The sequence below is a fragment of the Erwinia plantamica genome, from assembly GCF_043420595.1.
Classification (GTDB): Bacteria; Pseudomonadota; Gammaproteobacteria; order Enterobacterales; family Enterobacteriaceae; genus Erwinia; species Erwinia aeris.
The window spans coordinates 287519-308066 of record NZ_JBGCUC010000001.1 but is presented as its reverse complement, the minus strand read 5'-3'; the positions used below and the strand labels follow the sequence as shown (position 1 = coordinate 308066).

The 20548-nt window shown below is 55.8% G+C and carries 19 protein-coding genes; 13 read left to right on the top strand and 6 right to left on the bottom strand.

The window, feature by feature from the left end; translation table 11 throughout:
• Window positions 1–70: 70 nt before the first annotated feature.
• The gene (locus AB3U87_RS01430) at window positions 71–895 is read right to left on the bottom strand and encodes a DUF72 domain-containing protein (protein ID WP_301252219.1); all 825 of its coding nucleotides are present in this window, start codon (window positions 893–895) and stop codon (window positions 71–73) included.
• A 57-nt stretch (window positions 896–952) separates the two neighbouring features.
• Window positions 953–1516 (bottom strand): hydrolase, encoded by a 564-nt coding sequence (locus AB3U87_RS01425; protein ID WP_301252217.1) that lies wholly within the window; start codon window positions 1514–1516, stop codon window positions 953–955.
• Window positions 1517–1783: 267 nt separating this feature from the next.
• Here AB3U87_RS01425 and aspS point away from each other — a divergent pair, with 267 nt between their 5' ends.
• The 6 genes from aspS to ruvB all read left to right on the top strand — a co-directional run bounded on the left by aspS (window position 1784) and on the right by ruvB (window position 7183).
• The gene (gene aspS / locus AB3U87_RS01420; RefSeq protein ID WP_369894563.1) at window positions 1784–3562 is read left to right on the top strand and encodes an aspartate--tRNA ligase; all 1779 of its coding nucleotides are present in this window, start codon (window positions 1784–1786) and stop codon (window positions 3560–3562) included.
• A gap of 1 nt (window position 3563) precedes the next feature.
• On the top strand, window positions 3564–3998 hold the full coding sequence (gene nudB / locus AB3U87_RS01415; protein WP_253460715.1) for a dihydroneopterin triphosphate diphosphatase: 435 nt from the start codon (window positions 3564–3566) through the stop codon (window positions 3996–3998).
• Between the two features lie 178 nt (window positions 3999–4176).
• A complete protein-coding gene (locus tag AB3U87_RS01410) occupies window positions 4177–4920 on the top strand; it encodes a YebC/PmpR family DNA-binding transcriptional regulator (protein ID WP_253460718.1) in 744 nt (247 codons plus the stop codon).
• Window positions 4921–4954: 34 nt separating this feature from the next.
• Window positions 4955–5479 (top strand): crossover junction endodeoxyribonuclease RuvC, encoded by a 525-nt coding sequence (gene ruvC, locus AB3U87_RS01405; RefSeq protein ID WP_253460721.1) that lies wholly within the window; start codon window positions 4955–4957, stop codon window positions 5477–5479.
• A gap of 73 nt (window positions 5480–5552) precedes the next feature.
• A complete protein-coding gene (ruvA, locus tag AB3U87_RS01400) occupies window positions 5553–6170 on the top strand; it encodes a Holliday junction branch migration protein RuvA (protein ID WP_125287914.1) in 618 nt (205 codons plus the stop codon).
• Window positions 6171–6178: 8 nt separating this feature from the next.
• Entirely contained in the window at window positions 6179–7183 is a 1005-nt protein-coding gene (gene ruvB, locus AB3U87_RS01395) for a Holliday junction branch migration DNA helicase RuvB (RefSeq protein ID WP_125287913.1), read from the top strand.
• Window positions 7184–7238: 55 nt separating this feature from the next.
• Here ruvB and znuB read toward each other — a convergent pair whose 3' ends face one another.
• Both znuB and znuC read right to left on the bottom strand, forming a co-directional pair.
• Window positions 7239–8024 (bottom strand): zinc ABC transporter permease subunit ZnuB, encoded by a 786-nt coding sequence (gene znuB, locus AB3U87_RS01390; RefSeq protein ID WP_253460724.1) that lies wholly within the window; start codon window positions 8022–8024, stop codon window positions 7239–7241.
• Window positions 8021–8773, bottom strand: coding sequence for a zinc ABC transporter ATP-binding protein ZnuC (gene znuC, locus AB3U87_RS01385; RefSeq protein WP_253460726.1), 753 nt, complete (start codon window positions 8771–8773; stop codon window positions 8021–8023). Before znuC ends, znuB begins: the two co-directional genes overlap by 4 nt.
• A 77-nt stretch (window positions 8774–8850) precedes the next feature.
• Between znuC and znuA the strand changes: the two genes are divergently transcribed.
• The 3 genes from znuA to lpxM all read left to right on the top strand — a co-directional run bounded on the left by znuA (window position 8851) and on the right by lpxM (window position 12239).
• Entirely contained in the window at window positions 8851–9798 is a 948-nt protein-coding gene (znuA, locus tag AB3U87_RS01380) for a zinc ABC transporter substrate-binding protein ZnuA (RefSeq protein WP_253460729.1), read from the top strand.
• A gap of 12 nt (window positions 9799–9810) precedes the next feature.
• A complete protein-coding gene (gene mepM / locus AB3U87_RS01375) occupies window positions 9811–11142 on the top strand; it encodes a murein DD-endopeptidase MepM (protein ID WP_253460731.1) in 1332 nt (443 codons plus the stop codon).
• A 128-nt stretch (window positions 11143–11270) separates the two neighbouring features.
• The gene (gene lpxM, locus AB3U87_RS01370) at window positions 11271–12239 is read left to right on the top strand and encodes a lauroyl-Kdo(2)-lipid IV(A) myristoyltransferase (RefSeq protein ID WP_301729443.1); all 969 of its coding nucleotides are present in this window, start codon (window positions 11271–11273) and stop codon (window positions 12237–12239) included.
• Window positions 12240–12268: 29 nt separating this feature from the next.
• Here lpxM and AB3U87_RS01365 read toward each other — a convergent pair whose 3' ends face one another.
• Window positions 12269–13498 (bottom strand): MFS transporter, encoded by a 1230-nt coding sequence (locus AB3U87_RS01365; protein ID WP_394148149.1) that lies wholly within the window; start codon window positions 13496–13498, stop codon window positions 12269–12271.
• Window positions 13499–13649: 151 nt separating this feature from the next.
• Window positions 13650–15125, bottom strand: coding sequence for a pyruvate kinase (gene pyk, locus AB3U87_RS01360; protein ID WP_301252210.1), 1476 nt, complete (start codon window positions 15123–15125; stop codon window positions 13650–13652).
• Window positions 15126–15890: 765 nt separating this feature from the next.
• Here pyk and AB3U87_RS01355 point away from each other — a divergent pair.
• The 4 genes from AB3U87_RS01355 to AB3U87_RS01340 all read left to right on the top strand — a co-directional run bounded on the left by AB3U87_RS01355 (window position 15891) and on the right by AB3U87_RS01340 (window position 20463).
• Entirely contained in the window at window positions 15891–17351 is a 1461-nt protein-coding gene (locus tag AB3U87_RS01355; RefSeq protein ID WP_394148148.1) for a tyrosine-type recombinase/integrase, read from the top strand.
• Window positions 17352–18192: 841 nt separating this feature from the next.
• The gene (locus AB3U87_RS01350) at window positions 18193–18894 is read left to right on the top strand and encodes a hypothetical protein (protein ID WP_394148146.1); all 702 of its coding nucleotides are present in this window, start codon (window positions 18193–18195) and stop codon (window positions 18892–18894) included.
• A 594-nt stretch (window positions 18895–19488) separates the two neighbouring features.
• On the top strand, window positions 19489–19797 hold the full coding sequence (locus tag AB3U87_RS01345; RefSeq protein WP_394148144.1) for a hypothetical protein: 309 nt from the start codon (window positions 19489–19491) through the stop codon (window positions 19795–19797).
• 228 nt (window positions 19798–20025) lie between these two features.
• A complete protein-coding gene (locus AB3U87_RS01340) occupies window positions 20026–20463 on the top strand; it encodes a DUF6971 family protein (protein ID WP_394148143.1) in 438 nt (145 codons plus the stop codon).
• The last annotated feature ends 85 nt before the right edge of the window (window positions 20464–20548 follow it).

Here is a 20548-nt window from a genome sequence, read left to right as displayed (position 1 = left end):
TCGAAAATTTCTGGCGCCATCATAGCGGTGAAAAGAGCAGCTGTCAGCATATGTGCAGCGTCGCCCGGGATCAGAACAGACTGTCCTGCTGCGGCCAGTCCGGCGGCTCGCCGATATCGGGCACCGCCTGGCGCAACGCCCCCCACAGGCTCTGCACCATCGCCGGCGCAAAGGCCACGTCAGGCGTATGAATAAACAGCCACGGCTGGCCCTGTTCGCACCACTGCGGCAGCTTGTTTTGCCAGGCTGCAAACCATTTCAGGTTGGCGCTTACCTCGTCGCCGCCGATAAAACGGATCATTGGCTGGTCGGCTGTCATCACCGCATGCACCGGCAGGTGCGGTTTTTTGCGCTGCGCGTCAATAATGGCCGGATTGCTGGGTATGGCGGAATGGACGCCGCGCGTATCCAGGATCACCCGATTCACGCCGCGCTGATGCAGCCCCGCGTTCAGGGCTTTTTCAGCCTCGCCCTTGGCAAAAAATTCCGGATGACGCACTTCCACGCCGTAGCTGAAGCTTTTCGGCAGGCCGTCAAGAAAGGCCCAAAGCGCCGGGAGATCCGCCGGCGAAAACGCGGAGGGCAATTGCAGCCAGTACTGACCGATGCGGGAGGCGAGCGGCGTCAGCAGGCTGAAAAATTCGGCGGTCAGATCGCCGCTGTCGCGCAGCGCGGCCTTGTGGCTGATGGTGGCAGGAAACTTAAAGCAGAAGCGGAAATCGTCATGGGTCATATCGTACCAGCGCTGGACGATCTCAGGGCGCGGCAGCGCGTAGAGCGTTGTATTGCCTTCCACACAGTTAAAATAACGCGCGTAGTCGGCAAGGGTTTCCATGCCCAACTTTTTCCATTGCGGATGCTGCCACTGCGGCAGACCCAGATAAAAAGGTTTCATCGCTCCTCTCTTATCATGCCGACGATAACGATCGCTTCCCTGCGATCGCGGGGAAAATTACAGCGCGGCCATAATCTCGTCTGAGGTGCGTACACGACCCAGACGGGGGAAAATATGCTTAAAGCTGCCGTTGTGCTCTTCGCTGCTGCCCGCGCTACAGATATCTTCCGCGACGATCAGGTTAAAGCCCAGCTCCCAGGCGTTACGGGCGGTAGATTCCACGCCGATATTGGTCGAGATGCCGCCCAGCACAATAGTATCAATACCGCGACGACGCAGCTGCAGCTCCAGATCGGTGCCGTAAAACGCGCCCCACTGATGTTTGATCACTTCAATATCGCTGTCCTGTTTGCCCAGGGCTGTCGGCCAGTCCCACCAGTTTTCCGGCAGCGGGCCGCCGTGGCTGTTATCAACTACCTGCTTCGGCGCGTCGCCGAAATCTTTTGCCCAGCCCACGCGCACCAGCACGACGGGCGCATTGACGGCGCGGAATTTATCGGCCAGCTTTGCCGAACGGGCCACCACGTCTTCTGCCTTATAAGGGCCGCCAGCGAAAGGCAGAATGCCTTCCTGCAAATCGATCAGCACCAGCGCGGTGGTTGCAGCGTTTAATTCCAACATACTTGCTCCGGGTGTTTGGGGAAAACCGTTGAGAATACAGGCAGTCAGCCTTAATGCGCGATAACAACAATGTCAGAGACGCGGGAAATTTGTTAGCTTTTGTGAGGCGCAGGCTAATTGTAGCGACTTTCGGCATAGCTTGCAGGAAGCGACTCTTATCGCGCCGGGCTTTTTCCATTATAATAGCCGCCTTTTTCGCGGCGGCATCGCCCCGAACAGATAACTAAAGATGCTGCCCGCGAGCGGCGAAGTTAAAAGGATAGCGTTATGCGTACCGAGTATTGCGGACAGATCAACCTGTCTCACGTAGGCCAACAGGTGACACTTTGCGGATGGGTTAACCGCCGCCGCGATCTGGGCAGCCTGATCTTCATCGATATGCGCGACCGTGAAGGCATCGTGCAGGTCTTTTTCGATCCCGATCGCCAGGAAGCCTTTCAGCTGGCCTCTGAACTGCGTAACGAGTTCTGTATCCAGCTGATCGGCACCGTGCGTGCGCGTGACGAAAAAAACAAAAACAGCGAGATGGCAACGGGCGAAGTAGAAGTGTTCGCCACCGATCTGACCATTATCAACCGCGCCGAGCCGCTGCCACTGGATCCCAATCAGACCAACAGCGAAGAAGCGCGCCTGAAATATCGCTATCTGGATCTGCGTCGTCCGGATATGGCGCAGCGCCTGAAGGCCCGCGCGAAAATCACCAGCTTCGTGCGCCGCTTTATGGACGACAACGGCTTTCTGGATATCGAAACGCCGATGCTGACCAAAGCCACGCCGGAAGGCGCGCGCGACTATCTGGTGCCGAGCCGCGTGCACAAAGGCAAATTCTATGCGCTGCCGCAGTCGCCTCAGCTGTTCAAGCAGCTGCTGATGATGTCCGGCTTCGACCGCTACTATCAGATCGTCAAATGCTTCCGCGATGAAGATCTGCGCGCCGACCGCCAGCCTGAATTTACCCAGATCGACGTCGAAACCTCCTTTATGACCGCGCCACAGGTGCGGGAAATCATGGAGAAAATGGTGCGCGAGCTGTGGCAGGACGTGAAAGGCGTCGAACTGGGCGATTTCCCGATGATGACCTTCGCCGAAGCAATGCGCCGTTACGGTTCCGACAAGCCGGATCTGCGTAACCCGATGGAGCTGGTGGACGTGGCCGATCTGCTGAAAGATGTAGAGTTCAAGGTCTTCTCCGGCCCGGCCAACGATGCCAAAGGCCGCGTCGCCGCGCTGCGCGTGCCGGGCGGTGCTCAGCTCAGCCGCAAGCAGATTGATGAATACGGCAAGTTTGTCGAAATCTACGGCGCGAAAGGCCTGGCGTGGATGAAAGTCAACGAACGCGCCAAAGGTCTGGAAGGCGTCAGCAGCCCGGTCGCCAAGTTCCTGAACGCGGACATCGTGGAAGCGATCCTGAGCCGTACCGAGGCCGCTGACGGCGACGCGATCTTCTTTGGCGCGGACAGCGAGAAAATCGTGGCCGACGCGCTGGGCGCGCTGCGCCTGAAGCTGGGTCGCGACCTGGATATTACCAACGGCAACGCCTGGGCGCCGCTGTGGGTCGTTGACTTCCCAATGTTTGAAGACGACGGCGAAGGCGGGCTGACTGCGATGCACCATCCGTTCACCGCGCCGCGCGACATGACACCAATCGATCTGAAAAACGCGCCGGAAACGGCGATCGCCAACGCCTATGACATGGTGATCAACGGCTACGAAGTGGGCGGCGGCTCGGTGCGTATTCACCGTGGCGACATGCAGCAGACGGTATTCGGCATTCTGGGCATCACCGAGCAGGAGCAGCGTGAGAAGTTCGGCTTCCTGCTGGATGCGCTGAAGTTCGGTACGCCGCCGCACGCTGGTTTAGCCTTTGGTCTGGATCGTCTGGTTATGCTGTTAACCGGCACCGACAACATCCGCGACGTTATCGCCTTCCCGAAAACCACGGCGGCGGCCTGCCTGATGACCGAAGCGCCAAGCTTCGCCAATCCGGCTTCGCTGACGGAGCTGGGGATCCAGGTGATAAAAAAGGATAAGCCTGAGAGCAACTAAGATGGCTTTCAAGCGGCCCGTATCGGTTCTGGTGGTGATCTTCGCCCGCGATACCGGGCGGGTGCTGATGCTGCAACGGCGCGACGATCCGGATTTCTGGCAATCCGTTACCGGCAGTCAGGAAGAGGGCGAAAGCCTGGCGGAAACCGCGCGGCGGGAAGTGCTGGAAGAAACAGGGATTGATATCAACGCCGGGCAGCTCACATTAGTGGACTGCCGGCGTCGGATAGAATTCGAAATCTTTGCGCATTTTCGCCACCGCTACGCGCCGGAGGTCACGCATAACAGCGAACACTGGTTTTATCTGGCGCTGCCTGCCGAACAGCCGGTCACGCTAAGCGAGCATCTGGCCTGGCGCTGGATGGCGGCCGCAGAAGGTGCGGCGCTGTGCAAGTCCTGGAGCAACCGCCAGGCCATTGAAGAATTTGTAGTTTAGCTCCCTGGCTTCTGGCTAATGGCCGGGTAAAGGGATGGAATTAGTTAAATGTTCAGGCTTTTATCGGCGCGGTGAGTTTGTTCGCTGCCGGCATGCGTCCGTGAGGACTGCGGACACTGCCAGCGGACAACATCACGCGCAGGATAGCCTGTCCGATCTATATCTGGAGAAAGAGTTAATGGCTGGTCACAGTAAATGGGCTAACACCAAGCACCGTAAAGCGGCTCAGGATGCCAAACGCGGTAAAATTTTCACCAAAATTATCCGCGAGCTGGTTACGGCAGCTAAGCTGGGCGGTGGCGATCCGGGTTCTAACCCGCGCCTGCGCGCGGCAATGGATAAGGCGCTGTCCAACAACATGACGCGCGATACCATGAACCGTGCTATCGCGCGCGGCGTGGGCGGCGAAGACGACAGCAACATGGAAACCATCATCTATGAAGGCTATGGTCCTGGCGGCACGGCGGTGATGGTGGAATGCCTGAGCGACAACCGCAACCGTACCGTTTCCGAAGTGCGTCACGCCTTCACCAAAACCGGTGGCAACCTGGGCACCGACGGCTCCGTGGCCTATCTGTTTACCCGCAAAGGCGTGATCTCTTTCGCTCCGGGTCTGGAAGAAGACACCCTGATGGATGCCGCGCTGGAAGCGGGTGCGGACGACGTGGTGACCTATGACGACGGCGCGATGGATGTCTTTACCGCGTGGGAATCGCTGGGCGAAGTGAAAGACGCGCTGGCCGCAGCGGGCCTGACTGCCGACAGCGCCGAAGTCACCATGATCCCTTCCACCAAAGCGGATATGGATGCGGAAACGGCGCCGAAGCTGCTACGCCTGATCGATATGCTGGAAGATTGCGACGACGTGCAGGAAGTTTACCATAACGGCGAGATCTCCGACGAGGTCGCGGCAACGCTGTAATGGCGCACTTCACGCAACGGCCGGGAGAGGCGTAATGGCGATCATTTTAGGTATCGATCCCGGCTCGCGGATAACCGGCTACGGTATTATCCGTCAGGTAGGTCGCCAGTTGACCTACCTGGGCAGCGGCTGCATCCGCACCAATTCGACCGATCTGCCGTCCCGCCTGAAGCTGATTTATGCGGGCGTCAGCGAGATCATTACCCAGTTTCAGCCGGAATACTTCGCCATTGAGCAGGTCTTTATGGCGAAAAACGCCGATTCGGCGCTGAAGCTGGGACAGGCTCGCGGCGCGGCCATCGTGGCGGCGGTCAATCACGATCTGCCGGTGTTCGAATACGCGGCGCGTCAGGTCAAGCAAACCGTGGTCGGCATCGGCAGCGCAGAGAAAAGCCAGGTGCAGCATATGGTGAAAACGCTGCTGAAGCTCTCCGCCAGCCCGCAGGCGGATGCGGCAGATGCGCTGGCTATCGCCATCACCCACTGCCATCTCAGCCAGAATATTAACCGGCTGGGCGAAGGCAAACTCAACCTGGCGCGCGGTCGCCTGCGTTCCTGATAAGCTGGATATCTATCCAGCTTTTTTTATGATATAAATCCCCGCATTAACACATTTCTGAAGGAAGCTTACGGTGATAGGTCGTCTGAGAGGCAAGATTCTGGAAAAACAGCCGCCGCTGGTGCTGTTGGAAGTCGGCGGCGTGGGTTATGAAGTGCATATGCCGATGACCTGTTTTTATGAGCTTCCCGAGCTGGATCACGAAGCAACGCTGTTCACCCACTTTGTGGTGCGCGAGGACGCGCAGCTGCTGTTCGGTTTCAACAGCCGTCAGGAGAGAGCGCTGTTTCGCGAGCTGATCAAGGTTAACGGCGTTGGGCCAAAGCTGGCGCTGGCGATCCTGTCCGGCATGTCGGCGCAGCAGTTTGTTACGGCCGTAGAGCGCGAAGAGATCGCCTCGCTGGTGAAGCTGCCGGGCGTGGGCAAAAAGACCGCCGAGCGTCTGGTGGTCGAAATGAAAGACCGCTTTAAAGGGATGCATGGCGACCTGTTTGCCGCCGATGCGCCTTTCGCGCTGACCAGCGAAGTGCAGGCGCCTGCCGCAGGCAACAGCGCGGAAGAGGAAGCCGTTGCCGCACTGGTGTCGCTGGGGTATAAACCTCAGGAAGCCAGCCGGATGATCGGCAAAGTCGGCCGCCCGGATGCAGATTGTGAAACGCTGATCCGTGAAGCCCTGCGCGCAGCTATTTGAGGTAAAGCATGATTGAAGCCGATCGCCTGGTATCGCCGGGAACCTTCAGCGAAGAAGAAGTCATTGATCGCGCCATCCGGCCGAAGCTGCTGGAAGAGTATGTCGGCCAGCCGGTAGTGCGCGAGCAGATGGAGATCTTTATCCAGGCCGCCAAAATGCGCGGCGACGCGCTGGATCATCTGCTGGTCTTCGGCCCGCCGGGGCTGGGGAAAACCACGCTGGCCGGGATCGTCGCCAACGAGCTGGGCGTCAACCTGCGCACCACCTCCGGGCCGGTGCTGGAGAAAGCGGGCGACCTGGCCGCCATGCTGACCAACCTTGAACCGCACGACGTGCTCTTTATCGATGAGATCCATCGTCTTTCGCCGGTGGTGGAAGAGGTGCTTTATCCGGCGATGGAAGACTATCAGCTGGATATTATGATCGGTGAAGGCCCGGCCGCGCGCTCCATCAAGCTGGATCTGCCGCCGTTTACCCTGATTGGCGCGACGACGCGGGCCGGCTCGCTAACGTCGCCGCTGCGTGACCGTTTCGGTATCGTGCAGCGTCTGGAGTTTTATCAGGTGAAAGACCTTCAGCATATCGTCGGCCGCAGCGCCAGCTGTCTGGGCCTGCCGCTGAGCGAAGAGGGCGCGCTGGAAATCGCCCGCCGCTCGCGCGGCACGCCGCGTATCGCCAACCGTCTGCTGCGCCGCGTCAGGGATTTCTCCGAGGTCAAAGCGCAGGGCAGCCTGAGCGGCGACGTGGCCGCCAGAGCGCTGGATATGCTGAACGTGGACACGGAAGGCTTTGATTACATGGACCGCAAGCTGCTGCTGGCGATCATCGATAAGTTTACCGGCGGCCCGGTCGGGCTGGACAACCTGGCGGCGGCGATCGGCGAAGAGCGCGAAACCATTGAGGACGTGCTGGAGCCTTATCTGATCCAGCAGGGCTTTATTCAGCGCACGCCGCGCGGCCGGATGGCGACGCAGCATGCCTATAAGCACTTCGGCATCACGCGGGAAGAGTAAGCCATAAAAAAAACCGGTCAGCGACGACCGGTTTTTTATTTTCCTGACGGACATTTCAGACCGCCGGTTTTTTTACCATGCTGAGCATAAACATCAGCGACGCGCCCAGCACCACCGACGGCCCGGCCGGCGTATCGTAAAAGGCGGAGAAGGTCAGGCCGGCAGTCACCGCCAGAATCCCCACCAGCACCGCGACCCCAGCCATCTGCTCCGGCGAGCGCGCAAACCGTCGTGCCGTTGCGGCAGGAATGATCAGCAGCGAGGTGATAATCAACGCGCCGACGAACTTCATCGCCACGCCGATGGTCAGCGCCGTTACCAGCATCAACACCATCTTAGTCCGCTGGATATTGACGCCGTCTACCTGGGCCAGCTCCGGGCTGATGGTCATGGAAAGCAGCGAGCGCCAGTTAGCCGCCAGCACCGCCAGCACCACGACCACGCCAGCGGCGATGGTATAAAGATCGGTCGGCGTCACGGACAGCAGATCGCCGAACAGATAGGCCATCAGATCCACCCGCACGCCGGACATCAGGCTGACCACCACCAGGCCCAGCGACAGCGCGCTGTGCGCCATAATGCCCAGCAGCGTATCGATAGCCAGATGCGGCCGACGCTCCAGCCAGACCAGCAGCAGCGCCAGCAGTAGCGTAACGGCGATCACCGCATAAAACGGGCTGACGTTCAGCAACAGTCCAAAAGCCACGCCAAGCAGTGAAGCGTGCGCCAGCGTATCGCCAAAATAGGACATGCGGCGCCAGACCACAAACGAGCCGAGCGGGCCAGCCGCCAGCGCCAGAAAGAAACCCGCCAGCCAGCCGGGCAGCAACAGTTCAATCACTTGGTTTGTCCTCTGCGTAAAACGATACGTCCCTGAAGGTCGTGACGATGGTTATGCTGATGGCGATAGATAGCCAGCTGCTCGGCGCCGCGCGGGCCAAACATAGAGATAAATTCCGGATGCTGAGAGACCGCCTCCGGCGTACCGGAACAGCAGATATGCTGATTCAGGCACAGCACCTCGTCGGTCTTTGCCATTACCAGATGCAAATCATGGGAAACCATCAGCACGCCACAGTTCAGCTCGCGCCGTAGCTGATCGATCAGATCGTAAAGCGCCACCTGGCCGTTCACGTCAACGCCCTGCGTCGGCTCGTCCAGCACCAGCAGCTGCGGCTGGTTGAGCAGGGCGCGGGCCAGCAGCACGCGCTGCATTTCCCCGCCGGAGAGCTTTTGCAGCGGCGCGTCCACCAGCTGTGCGGCCTGCACCCTTTTCAGCGCGGGCAGGATATCGCCGCGCTTGACGCCGCCGCGCAGCAGCATAAAGCGCTCGACGGTCAGCGGCAGCGTAGCGTCCAGATGAATTTTTTGCGGCACGTAGCCAATACGCAGCTGTTCGTGGCGCACCACGCTGCCTCGCGTTGGCGAAATCAGTCCCAGTACCACGCGCACCAGCGTAGACTTACCGGCACCGTTAGGCCCGAGCAGCGTTAATATTTTGCCCGGCTCCAGCGTCAGCGAAACGTTAGAAAGCACGGCGCGCTGACCAAAGCTGACGGAAATTTTTTCAAGGCTAATCAGTGAGGTCATAGTGATTACGGGTTGCAGAAGTTATCGAATGTTATAATATCACAATTCTTCGACCTGTCACGATGGACTGAATCATTATGTTACATAAAACCAAGCCCTTGTTAACGCTGCTTTCTGCCCTGGGATTTGCCGCTTCGCTGACCTCTACCGCCCAGGCTGCGGTAGTGGCCTCTGTTAAACCGTTGGGCTTTATCGCTGCCGCTATTGCCGATGGCGTTACGCCGGTGGAAATTTTACTGCCGGATGGGGCTTCAGAGCATGACTACGCGCTGCGTCCTTCGGACATTAAACGCCTGCAGAGCGCGGATCTTGTGGTCTGGATCGGGCCGGAAATGGAGGCTTTCTTGCCGAAGGCGGTCGCCGCGCTGCCCGCGCAAAAAAACCTCGAACTGGCTGAGTTAACGGCGGTTAAACCCCTGCTGGTTCGTGGGGCGGATGACGATGCGCACGAGCATGAGGAGGGCGCTGAAGCAGCGGATGAACATGCCCATGCGCACCACCACGGCGAATATAATATGCACTTGTGGATGTCCCCGGAAATCGCAAGGCAATCTGCGGTTGCAATCCATGCAAAATTATTGGAACTTATGCCGCAGAGCAGAGACAAACTAGACGCGAACCTGCAGCATTTTGAGGCAGAATTGGCCACGGCTGATACGCAAATAGCCGCTCAGCTTGAGCCGGTAAAAGGGAAGGGTTATTTCGTTTTTCACGATGCTTACACCTACTTTGAAAAACATTTCGGTCTGACTCCTGCGGGTCATTTTACCGTCAACCCTGAAATCCAGCCCGGCGCTCAGCGTTTACATCAAATTCGAACAGAGTTGGTTGAGCAAAAGGCCGTCTGCGTCTTTGCTGAGCCACAATTCAGGCCGGCCGTGATCGATGCTGTTGCCAGAGGAACCAAAGTGCGTACAGGAACGCTGGATCCGCTGGGAACGGACATCACTCCGGGAAGAGACAGCTATGTGAAATTCCTCTCACAGCTGTCCAGCCAGTACGCGAGCTGCCTGAAAGGAGCTTAGAGGAACTAATACGTGCAGCAAATTGCCCGCGCTGTCGCTATGGCGTTTAATACATTGCCGCGAACCCACCGCGTTATGCTGGGTTCGCTCACCGTTGTTACGCTGGCCGTCTCCGTATGGCGGCCTTTCGTTTACCATCCCACCGTCAGCGGTGAAAATCCGATCGTCAAAAGCATAGAGCTGGATAAAGAGCAGCTGCGTACGCTGTTGCCGGAAGCCAGCGAGCCAATCGATCAGGATATGCCTTCGCCTGATGACGACGTGCCGAAAGATGAGATAGACCAGGATGTGCCCAGCGAAACCGGCACGCATGATTACGTGGTGTCATCGGGAGATACGTTAAGCAGCGTTCTTAATCAGTATGGCATCGATATGGGAGATATCAACCAGCTGGTCAAGGTGGATAAGGATCTGCGTAACCTGCAAATTGGTCAGCAGCTCTCCTGGACGTTAACCGACGACGGCCAGCTGCAGCGGCTAACATGGGAAGCGTCGCGCCGCGAAACCCGCACCTACGATCGTTCCGGCAACACCTTTAAATCCTCCGCTGCGGTTCAGCAGGGCGAGTGGCAAAACAACGTGCTCTCCGGCACGGTGGAGGGCAGTTTCGTGACCAGCGCGCGAAACGCCGGGCTGAGCAGCGGCGAAATCAGCGCCGTGATCAAAGCGTTGCAGTGGCAGATGGACTTCCGTAAGTTGCGTAACGGCGACCGTTTCTCCGTGCTGATGTCGCGCGAGATGATGGATGGCAAGAGCCAGCAGAGCCGCCTTGCCGGCGTTCGTCTGCAAACCGGCGGCAAAGACTACTATGCGATTCGCGCTGCCGACGGCAAATTCTACGATCGCAGCGGCGCCGGACTGGCGCACGGCTTTATGCGCTTCCCGACGGCCAGACAGTATCGCGTGTCATCCAACTTCAACCCGCATCGCCTGAATCCGGTGACCGGTCGTGTCGCGCCGCATAAGGGCGTGGACTTCGCTATCCCGCTGGGCACGCCGGTGCTGGCGGTAGGCGACGGTGAAGTGATCGTGGCAAAACGCAGCGGCGGCGCGGGCAACTATGTTGCCATTCGTCATGGCCGTCAGTATATGACGCGCTATATGCATATGAAAAAGCTGCTGGTGAAGCCAGGCGATAAAGTGAAGCGCGGCGAGCGCGTTGGTTTGAGCGGCAATACCGGTCGCTCAACGGGGCCGCATCTGCACTTTGAAGTCTGGATCAACAACCAGGCCGTCAATCCGCTTACGGCGAAGCTGCCGCGTATGGAAGGGCTGACCGGTAAAGACCGCAGCGATTATCTGGCGCAGGTTCGCGAAGTCACGCCACAGCTGCGCTTTAAGTAAGCATTAACTTTCCCGCCAAAAAAGCCGACGCTTTAGCCGTCGGCTTTTCTTTATGGGTAAAATGAGGCGGGCATTGCAAAATTGTGCGTCGGCACTATCATTAGCCGCTCAGAATTTGAGGCGAGTGCATGGAAAACAAGAAAAGCAATAATGAATTTATTCCCACCTTTCGGAAATCCTTTCTGCTGCCGCGCTATTGGGGAAGCTGGCTGGCGATTGGGCTTTGCGCCGGCATGGCCTGGCTCCCGGCAAAAATGCGGGATCCGTTACTGGGCGCGCTGGGGCGCTTCGCCGGAAAATACGCGAAGAGCGCGCGACGTCGTGCGCAAATCAATTTGTTTTACTGTATGCCTGAGGTAGCAGAAGCCGATCGCGAAAAAATCATTGATGAAATGTTCGCCACGGCGCCGCAGTCTATAGTGATGATGGCCGAGCTGGCTCTGCGTCCGGCCCATGCAGTGCAGCGTATCACCTGGCATAATAAAGAAATTATTGAGCAGATCGGCGCGCAAAATCAGAACATCATCTTTCTGGTACCGCACGGCTGGGCAGTGGATATCCCGGCAATGGCGCTGGCTTCGGAAGGGCATAAAATGGCGGCCATGTTCCATCACCAGCGGAACCCGGTAATGGACTATATCTGGAACGCGGTGCGCCGCCGTTTTGGCGGCCGTATGCACTCCCGGGATAACGGCATCAAGCCGTTTATCAGCTCGGTGCGCCAGGGATACTGTGGCTATTACTTGCCGGATGAGGATCATGGCGCAGAGCACAGCGAATTCGTGGATTTCTTCGCCACCTACAAGGCCACGCTGCCTGCGTTAGGGAGGCTGATGAAGGTCTGCCGTGCCCGCGTGGTGCCGCTGTTCCCGGTTTACAACAGCAAAACGCATCGGCTGGATATCTATTTGCGCTCGCCAATGGACGATCTGCTGGCAGCGGATGATAAAACGCTGGCGCGCAGAATGAATGAGGAAGTGGAGCTTCTGGTGCGGCCTAATCCTGAGCAGTACGCCTGGATTTTGAAGCTGCTGAAGACCCGCAAAGAGGGTGAGACTGAGCCTTACCGCCGCAAAGATCTTTTCCCTAAAAAATAAAAAAAGCCCCGCCGTCTGGCGGGGCTTTTTTACTGTGCCAACGCTATCCGTCGGTTACGCTCGCGCAGAAAGGCTTTCACCAGCCAGAACCAGAGCAGTCCGCAGGCCAGATTGACCAGGCTGAACCAGAAGCTGCCGCCGCTGAAATAGGCGCTTTTCACCGCTTCGATCCCTAACGTAAAGACCAGAATACTCACCATGCCCAGCATCGCGGCGACGCTGCCTTTGCCCGACGAGCTGGAAAACAGCGTCAGGCGGTACAGGCCGGCGTTAACCAGCCCCGTGCCAAAACCGTACAGGCTCAGGCCTGCGGTAAGCCAGAGGTAGCTGTGGGCGTTCAGCGCGCTGGCAAGCGTTGCTACCGCCAGGCCAATCAGGATCGGCCACGCGGCCAGCTTCAGCGGCTGCTCAATCGGTACGCGGCCGGACAGGCGGCCCAGGGTCAGATTGCCGATAATCATCGCCACAAACACCGGCAGCTGGAGCAGCGCGTAGGTCATACGGGAAAGATGCTCGTCATGGATCAGGATCACCGGCGACAGCGCTACCCAGCCCAGGCAGGGAATACTGACCAGGCCGATAGCCAGCGAACCGCTCATCACCTGGCGATCCCGCACCAGGCTAAGATAGCCTTTGCCCAGCGACTTAATTGAAACGGAGGTGCTGCGGTCGCCCGCGGTTTCCGGCATCGTTCGCCACAGGCCGACCAGCGCTACCGCGCTGACGGCGCCGAACAGCCAGAACATCGTACGCCAGTCGCCCACCGAGAGAAAGGCGGCACCGGCCAGCGGGCCTGCCAACGGTGCCAGTAGCGCTACGTTAGCCATCAGCGCCATCATTTTCACGCTCAGGGCTTCGTTAAAGGCTTCCTGGATGGCGGCATAGCCGACCGCGCCAATAAAACAGAGGCTGGTGCCCTGCAGGAAGCGCATCAGAATAAACTGCCCGACGGAGCCGACCCAATGTGTCCCAACGCAGGCCAGGGTAAAAAAGGCCACGCCTGCCAGCATCACCGGCCTGCGGCCAAGCTTGTCGGAAAGCGGCCCCAGCAGCCATTGCAGCACGATGCCGCCGGCCAGATAGGCGGTTAGCGAGGCGGAAACCCATTCCGGGCCGACGCCGAACTCGTTGGTCACCAGCAGCATTCCGGGCTGGATCATGTCATGGGCGATATAGCTGGCGAACTCAAACAGCACCAGCGAAAGGGGAAAAATCAAATGGCGACGAGTGATGGCCGTCACCGGAACAAAAGCGGGCATTAAGGCTCCTTCCAGAGTAAACAGGATCTAAATCGCGACAGCATACGGGAGTTGTATGACGGGCGGATAAAAAGTTGTTGAAAAAATAGCGGAAAAGGGAACAGCAGGGTGGAAAAAGTTATCGGGCGCGAAGGCCCGATAACCGTAAGCGTTATTCTACCCGCAGCACGCGGCTGGTATTGGTGGTGCCGGTGGTGCTCATAACGTCGCCCTGGGTGACGATGACCAGATCGCCAGACATCAGGAAGCCTTTATCACGCAGCAGATTAATCGCATCATGCGCCGCAACCACGCCGTCATTGTTGCTGTCGAAATAGACCGGCGTCACGCCGCGATATAGCGCGGTGAGGTTTAACGTGTGCTCATGGCGCGACATCGCAAAAATCGGCAGGCCGGAAGTGATGCGTGAGGTCATCAGCGCGGTGCGGCCGGACTCCGTCATGGTGATAATCGCGGTAACGCCCTGAAGATGGTTGGCGGCGTACATCGCGGACATGGCGATGGCCTCTTCGATATTGTCGAACTGCACGTCCAGACGGTGCTTGGAGACGTTGATACTCGGGATTTTCTCCGCGCCAAGGCAGACCTTAGCCATGGCTGTGACGGTTTCCGCCGGATACTGGCCCGCTGCGGTTTCCGCCGACAGCATAACGGCATCGGTTCCGTCCAGCACGGCATTCGCCACGTCCATAACTTCTGCGCGCGTCGGCATAGGATTGGTGATCATCGACTCCATCATTTGGGTTGCGGTGATAACCGAACGGTTCAGCTGGCGAGCGCGGCGGATCAGCGCTTTCTGGATGCCGACCAGTTCCGGATCGCCAATTTCAACGCCCAAATCGCCCCTGGCGACCATCACCACGTCCGACGCCAGGATAATGTCATCCATGGCTTCCTGCGACGCTACGGCTTCCGCACGTTCAACTTTAGAAACGATTTTCGCCTCGCAGCCTGCTTCGCGAGCCAGACGGCGAGCGTAATTCAGATCTTCGCCGCAGCGTGGGAAGGAGACGGCCAGATAATCCACGTCGATTTTAGCGGCGGTGATAATGTCCGCTTTATCTTTTTCCGTCAGCGCGTCGGCAGACAGCCCGCCGCCCAGCTTATTGATGCCTTTATTATTGGAAAGCGGGCCGCCGACGGTGACTTCGGTAAAGACTTTCATGCCCTGGACTTCCAGTACTTTCAACTGTACGCGGCCGTCGTCCAGCAGCAGGATATCGCCCGGCACAACGTCGGCCGGCAGGCCTTTATAGTCGATACCTACCTTTTCTTTATCGCCTTCGCCTTTACTCAGGCTGGCATCCAGCAAAAAGCGGTCGCCCTGGTTAAGGAAGACTTTGCCTTCTTTAAAGGTGGATACGCGAATTTTAGGGCCCTGAAGATCGCCCAGAATGGCCACATGACGGCCCAGCTTTGCCGCAATTGCGCGCACGTTGCTGGCGCGCTGCATATGATCTTCTGGCGTCCCGTGTGAGAAGTTAAGTCGAACCACGTTGGCCCCGGCAGCGATAATTTTTTCGAGATTATTGTCGCGATCGGTAGCCGGACCCAGGGTGGTAACGATCTTGGTTCTTCTTAGACGTCTTGAGGTGGACTTTTGGATGATTGCTGTAGGGCTGGTCATTCGATGATCCTTTTGTTCTAACTGATTGATTAGCCTGGAGTTTAATCGTGCATGTCAGTGTGATTCTACTTGTTGAGCAAACCTTAGCGTCTGTCCGTTGCTATCTGTTTAGCGCTTAAGGTGACACAAGTAGTGCTCCAAATACTGACACAAGGTAAACGCTTACACCTAAGGTACACCAAATGTTTGACACTGTTAAGACGACCTCAAGCCAAGCTCGACCTGTATTTACTCACGCCATTCGTAAAGCTGACTCAGTGGTTACTCATAGTGACCAGAGAGGAGTCCACATCTACCCTCAAGGCCCATCTGTGCGCACCATGACGCTAGGTCTCATCATGGAATTATCAATCGGTTCTGATTTAGCGTGTTGGTCGATTGTTGATTACCAGACTGCGGGTCCACACACCGTTCTCTATCAGGTCAGTTATACGCTCCTCGATAACCCGGAGGCTCACGAGATTACCATTGAGTTGAACTCAAAAGAGGAGGGCGCTCTGTGATGTGTGCTGCTGAGTCTTTTTCTTTGAGTAACTTCCCGTGGGTTACGTTAATTATTTCATCTGTGCTTTTCGTCTACTTGCTGAGTTTGGTCTGTCTGGTCTACTGGTGCATGACAGCACCTGATTATGTTGATGCTGATTTCAATCCACACAGGGAAGGAAGCCATTTAACACCCACTTACGGGGGTGAGCCGGTAATTGCGACTCACGATTTGGGAGAGGGCAGCGTGTCCACTCAAAACGAGTCAAAAGGAATCACATCATGAACACTCAGTCGTTATCTCTATCAAGACTAGCTGTCCCTCAGCTTGTCAGACGTCGAGGCTCAGGGCGTTATACAGTTCGATTCAGGGAGATAGGTAATGCGTCTTCTCTGGTTTCTATAGGTCTGCGCACCTCGGACAAGAGGGCTGCAATGATCAGAGCAAGGGAGTTAGCTCAGACCGCGAAAGCGTTCCTTCTTGATAACTCACAGGTCACCAGCAAGGAACTGAACGAGCACCTTAAGTCTATGGCCTTAACGTTCCTCACTGACAAGGTGGGAGACTTCTGGTCAGGTCTGGAAGTGGACCACATCGAAGACGCCAGCGTTAACCTACGGTCACTCGCAAAGGAATCAATGACAGTAGACCAGCAAGCCCACATTGTTAAGGCGCTGGAAGTCCTGCAAGCTGCTCGGAGTCGTGCGCACAGTGGGGACACTCAGCCTTTACTGTCAGTGCTGGCCTCGTTGAATGGTGATAATGATCAGGGAGTGCACAATGCAGACGCTCCAAAGCGAAATCTGAGAGATGACCAAGAGTCTAGCCCTACAGAATCCACACAGGAGCCTCTGTTTTTTAATGAATTGTCAGACCTCTACATAAAGGAACACAGCGTAAACCTCAAGCCAGCCAGTGTGAGAGACATTCAGTCTGCGCATAAGGCGCTCAAGCTGTTCACTGGTTCGATTGACTGGAGAGAGCACACTAGGGCTGAGGTCTCCGCTATGCGCGATGCTATGCGTGACTCAGGGCGATACGCAGACGCTACCGTTAATAAGATGATGGCTAAACTGTGCGCTGTCATGAATTGGGCCTTTCAGAATGGACACATTAAGCACGACTACACAAAGGGCCTAAAAGTGAAGGGCGTCAAGAGCGTGCGCCGTGCTTACTCTGCGGCTGAACTGGTCAAGGTGTTGGACCGGGTGACCACTGAACGTGAACCACATAAGCGCCTCTTTGGTCTGGTCGCTACTATCACAGGAGCACGCGCCGGGGAACTCACACAGCTAACTAAGGCTGATGTAGTAGAGGAAGCTGGTCATCTCTGTATCGACATTAACGACAATGGAGACAAGAGCATTAAGAACGCTGCAAGTGCTCGTCTGGTCCCACTGACAGATAACGCTAAGGGTTTCTCTCTGGCTGAGTTCCGGGAGTGGGTCGATGCGTTACCGTCCAGTGATTCCCTTGTGTTCGGTATGTCCAGAGACACAGCGTCACAGTGGTTTAACAGAGAGGTCCTACCGCAAGCCCTACCAGACCGCACAGGTGATCTTGTGTTGCACTCACTGAGGCACACGCTGGCTACCCTACTCAAACAAGCGGGAGTCTCGGAGAGTCTTGCTGGTGACGTTCTGGGACACTCAGGGCAGGGCATTACGTTTGGCCTGTATGGTAAGGCTAAGTCGATTGACCAGATGGCTGAGGGTCTCGCGCTTGCTCTTAAAGTGGAATGATAGCTATAACCTATTTGTTTCGCTTCATTGATAGGTCCTGCAATTAACACCCACTAATGGGAGAGACGGTCACATACTCCGAGGGTTCTCGCTGACACGCTCAGTTCTCACGGCGCTGACTTATCGCCCACATGTATTACGTCTCACTATAGGGAGAGGACTCAATAAAGTCTGAACCTAGCTGGTCCATGCTTCTTAGGGGTGGGCAACATTGGTACGTCATCTGCGCTTGCGCGGTCTCTGACTATTGGCTGATGGGACCAGTTATTTTATTGACTCAGGTCATAGGGGTGGAAACTCTAAGAAGTACAAAGAGTAACCAAGAGTTATGGTGATAATATCCATGACAATGGTCACCTCTCTTTAAGTTCTTCTTTATGTTTTAACTTCAAGAGACTTAAAGACACTTTAGATACTTAGAGTTTAAATGAATTGATTTAATTAAAAGATAATAACTTTAAGTATATCTTTAAGTTAATTCTAAGAGTAACTCAATGAGTAAACTTTATGATGCCTTGTTGTTACCTATTGCGAGATGGTCATTATAGCGATTAGATAACCATCCCTTATTGGTCACTCGTAGCCCTCTCAAAGTTAAACAAACATTAAACACCCACTAATGGGAGAGATGGCACACACACCGTTCTCCTGCGAGATGCAGAGGGTGAGGCGAAACGCCCCCCTATTATTCCCCCCGCGCATCACAGCGCATACATTTATTTATTAACGCTTAGTCATTCTGATTGCACTCTCATTGCCTCTGCTGGTCCCCGTTGTGTTGGGTCTAAGCTGGCTGGCTGAGGGTGTGACTCTGAGAATGCAATCAAAAGGAAATAACACCATGTCTACTTCAATTATTAACTTTGACCAGACCGTTACAATGACCTCTCTCGACTTCCTTAATTCGGTAATCAATCCGGCACGAGAGGAAGCAGGGGAGAAGCCTATCCGCAATAATGACTTTATCAAGCGCCTTGAGGATGAGTTATCCGGTCAAGAAATAGCCTACGAAAGTTTCGTACGCTTCGGTAACACTGTAAAGGAGTACACCCTTAACGCTGACCAATTGTTACTGGTCGGTATGCGAGAATCAAAAGCAGTCCGCTTAAAGGTCCTTGAGTACATCCGCAAGATAGAAGCTGTAAAGCAGCGCCTAGAAAACGACAAGAAGCGCGTAGCCGTTCAATCAGCTAACCGCCGTGGGGTCACATGGGGTGACTTCTGCAAGGCCCACGACCTGCCAGCACAGCGTTTACTCCAAGCGCTCAAGAAGTCTCGCGGTCTGTTCCGGTTCCGACCTGATGGGCGCGTAGAGGTGAACCCTCGTTATCGTGATTACTTCATTATCCTTAAGCCAACTGACAGGCGCTTTAGCCCGACCGGGATTAACTTTCGGTTCAATGCAAAGGGTCAGGAATACTTTAGCAAAGAGAAGGCGCTCGATAAGTTCCGCACAGATTTAGTGGAGCAACTAGGCTCCGACTATGAGAAGCAGCAACTATTACTGTCCCGTGCTCGTGCGGGTAAACCGGATGAACTCTGAGGGTAACGGCTGGGGTTGAGAGAGCGCCTGCAAAATGCCTCCCAGCTAATTAACACCCACTAATGGGAGAGATACACACATTGGCTCTTTATGACCATGCTCATATTCCATTGCCCCACTCTCACAGTGCTCCTTACTTATTTAATTAGTTTATTCAAGGGAACATTTTTCGAAAATCGAAATGCTTAATAGACTACCTTCTACCTCTATTTAGTGTGCGACCTAGTGTCTTGCCTATTATCATCTCATCCGTGACTTATCAGGGAACTCACTGGACTCTAGGTCTCACACACTTTATTTATTTCACAGTTAATCAGTCAGTGTCCTTAACAGGGCCTAACCGTTACAAACATCAGACGCAATTAATTTAAAGCTTACGGGTACTCTATTACCTCATTAACTTTAAGTTGTAATCAAACCCGAGTTACGGCGGGTGTCTGATGGCGACCATTAAGGGCGCTGTCTGATTTACTGTGCAAGTGTAATCCGTACCAACTCCAATCAAGTTGATCTCTCTCCCTCTCTCTCTAAGTGGGCCTTTCTGGTCCGCTCTTCTTTTGCCCAATTCTGGACATTCACTCAGGACAAATCACCATGACCACACCTAATAAGAAATCATCCGGGGTCAACCTGCTTGCACTCCGAGAACACTTAACGGCGTGGCTTGCAGACCCTACCGATTACCAAGTTTCCATTGAGGACATCGCAATGATGACCGGGAAGCATAAACGACACGTCAAACGAGACGTAAAAGCCATGAGAGCACGCCGTGGTCAACCCGAGGGGACCGCTGAGGTTCTTACCGGGAATGACTTCCTGATGCTCTTAGCTGGCTATAACACCGCGATAAGTTTCGATGTAGTGGAGACCCTCGCTGACCTCTATGCAAATCAAAAGGACTGACACCGTGCCAACCACTTTCAACACATCGACCCCAGAGGGCCGTAAAGCTCTCAGACTGCGTGACGTGAAGACTCAGGACCTGATTGATGCCTTAGGGCTGGGGCCACTTGAGACCCGCGAGAAGCTCACCAAGGCCGCTCTGTGCCACATGGCGGTAGCTGCGGGTCTGACTATGCGCGACTTCATGTAACCAATTTATTTATCAAATCAATTAAGAAGGAACACCCCATGAGTATCAATCCTAATTTACCCGTCCCCGGCTTGACCAAAGAGAAGCTGACACTGAGTCCTGACCTGTCGTCTGTGCTGTACGCAGGGCAAGAGATACCTACCGTGCACTTTGTGAAAGTCACTGTGCCTAGCCTGCTGGCTTTCTATGGTGCGGGGTCTGCGAGTGCCTTTGAACTGCTCTCTGAGATGAACGCTAACGGCTTCTCCCTGCGCGGTTACGGTAAGCACACAGACGCATGGGCCAACGTGGTTGTCTCTCGTCGAGAAGAACAGGCACAGCGTGAGCGTGAAGTGCGTGAACACAATGAGCGCATGGCTGCAATCATGGCGACACCTACTGAGATCGCTAAGGCCGTGGCTGAACGCAAACAGCGTGAAGAAGAGATCGCCCGTAAGTTCGGTGAGCATGGCCATCGTGCCGCATTCGGTGGTTAATTTCACTCCGCAAGTCAATCAATGGGTCTGCAATTCCGTGGACCCGCTATGCACATTAAGTGCAATTCTATTCAAATCCAATTTA

Excerpts from the sequence above, each read along its gene's own strand:
- AB3U87_RS01340 (WP_394148143.1), top strand. The coding sequence starts at position 20,026 with ATGAGTATCAATCCTAATTTACCCGTCCCCGGCTTGACCAAAGAGAAG.
- nudB (WP_253460715.1), top strand. The coding sequence starts at position 3,564 with ATGGCTTTCAAGCGGCCCGTATCGGTTCTGGTGGTGATCTTCGCCCGC.
- AB3U87_RS01350 (WP_394148146.1), top strand. The coding sequence starts at position 18,193 with ATGTCTACTTCAATTATTAACTTTGACCAGACCGTTACAATGACCTCT.
- pyk (WP_301252210.1), bottom strand. The coding sequence starts at position 15,125 with ATGACCAGCCCTACAGCAATCATCCAAAAGTCCACCTCAAGACGTCTA.
- AB3U87_RS01430 (WP_301252219.1), bottom strand. The coding sequence starts at position 895 with ATGAAACCTTTTTATCTGGGTCTGCCGCAGTGGCAGCATCCGCAATGG.
- AB3U87_RS01345 (WP_394148144.1), top strand. The coding sequence starts at position 19,489 with ATGACCACACCTAATAAGAAATCATCCGGGGTCAACCTGCTTGCACTC.
- znuC (WP_253460726.1), bottom strand. The coding sequence starts at position 8,773 with ATGACCTCACTGATTAGCCTTGAAAAAATTTCCGTCAGCTTTGGTCAG.
- AB3U87_RS01425 (WP_301252217.1), bottom strand. The coding sequence starts at position 1,516 with ATGTTGGAATTAAACGCTGCAACCACCGCGCTGGTGCTGATCGATTTG.
- znuA (WP_253460729.1), top strand. The coding sequence starts at position 8,851 with ATGTTACATAAAACCAAGCCCTTGTTAACGCTGCTTTCTGCCCTGGGA.
- AB3U87_RS01355 (WP_394148148.1), top strand. The coding sequence starts at position 15,891 with ATGAACACTCAGTCGTTATCTCTATCAAGACTAGCTGTCCCTCAGCTT.
- lpxM (WP_301729443.1), top strand. The coding sequence starts at position 11,271 with ATGGAAAACAAGAAAAGCAATAATGAATTTATTCCCACCTTTCGGAAA.
- ruvB (WP_125287913.1), top strand. The coding sequence starts at position 6,179 with ATGATTGAAGCCGATCGCCTGGTATCGCCGGGAACCTTCAGCGAAGAA.
- AB3U87_RS01410 (WP_253460718.1), top strand. The coding sequence starts at position 4,177 with ATGGCTGGTCACAGTAAATGGGCTAACACCAAGCACCGTAAAGCGGCT.
- AB3U87_RS01365 (WP_394148149.1), bottom strand. The coding sequence starts at position 13,498 with ATGCCCGCTTTTGTTCCGGTGACGGCCATCACTCGTCGCCATTTGATT.
- ruvC (WP_253460721.1), top strand. The coding sequence starts at position 4,955 with ATGGCGATCATTTTAGGTATCGATCCCGGCTCGCGGATAACCGGCTAC.
- aspS (WP_369894563.1), top strand. The coding sequence starts at position 1,784 with ATGCGTACCGAGTATTGCGGACAGATCAACCTGTCTCACGTAGGCCAA.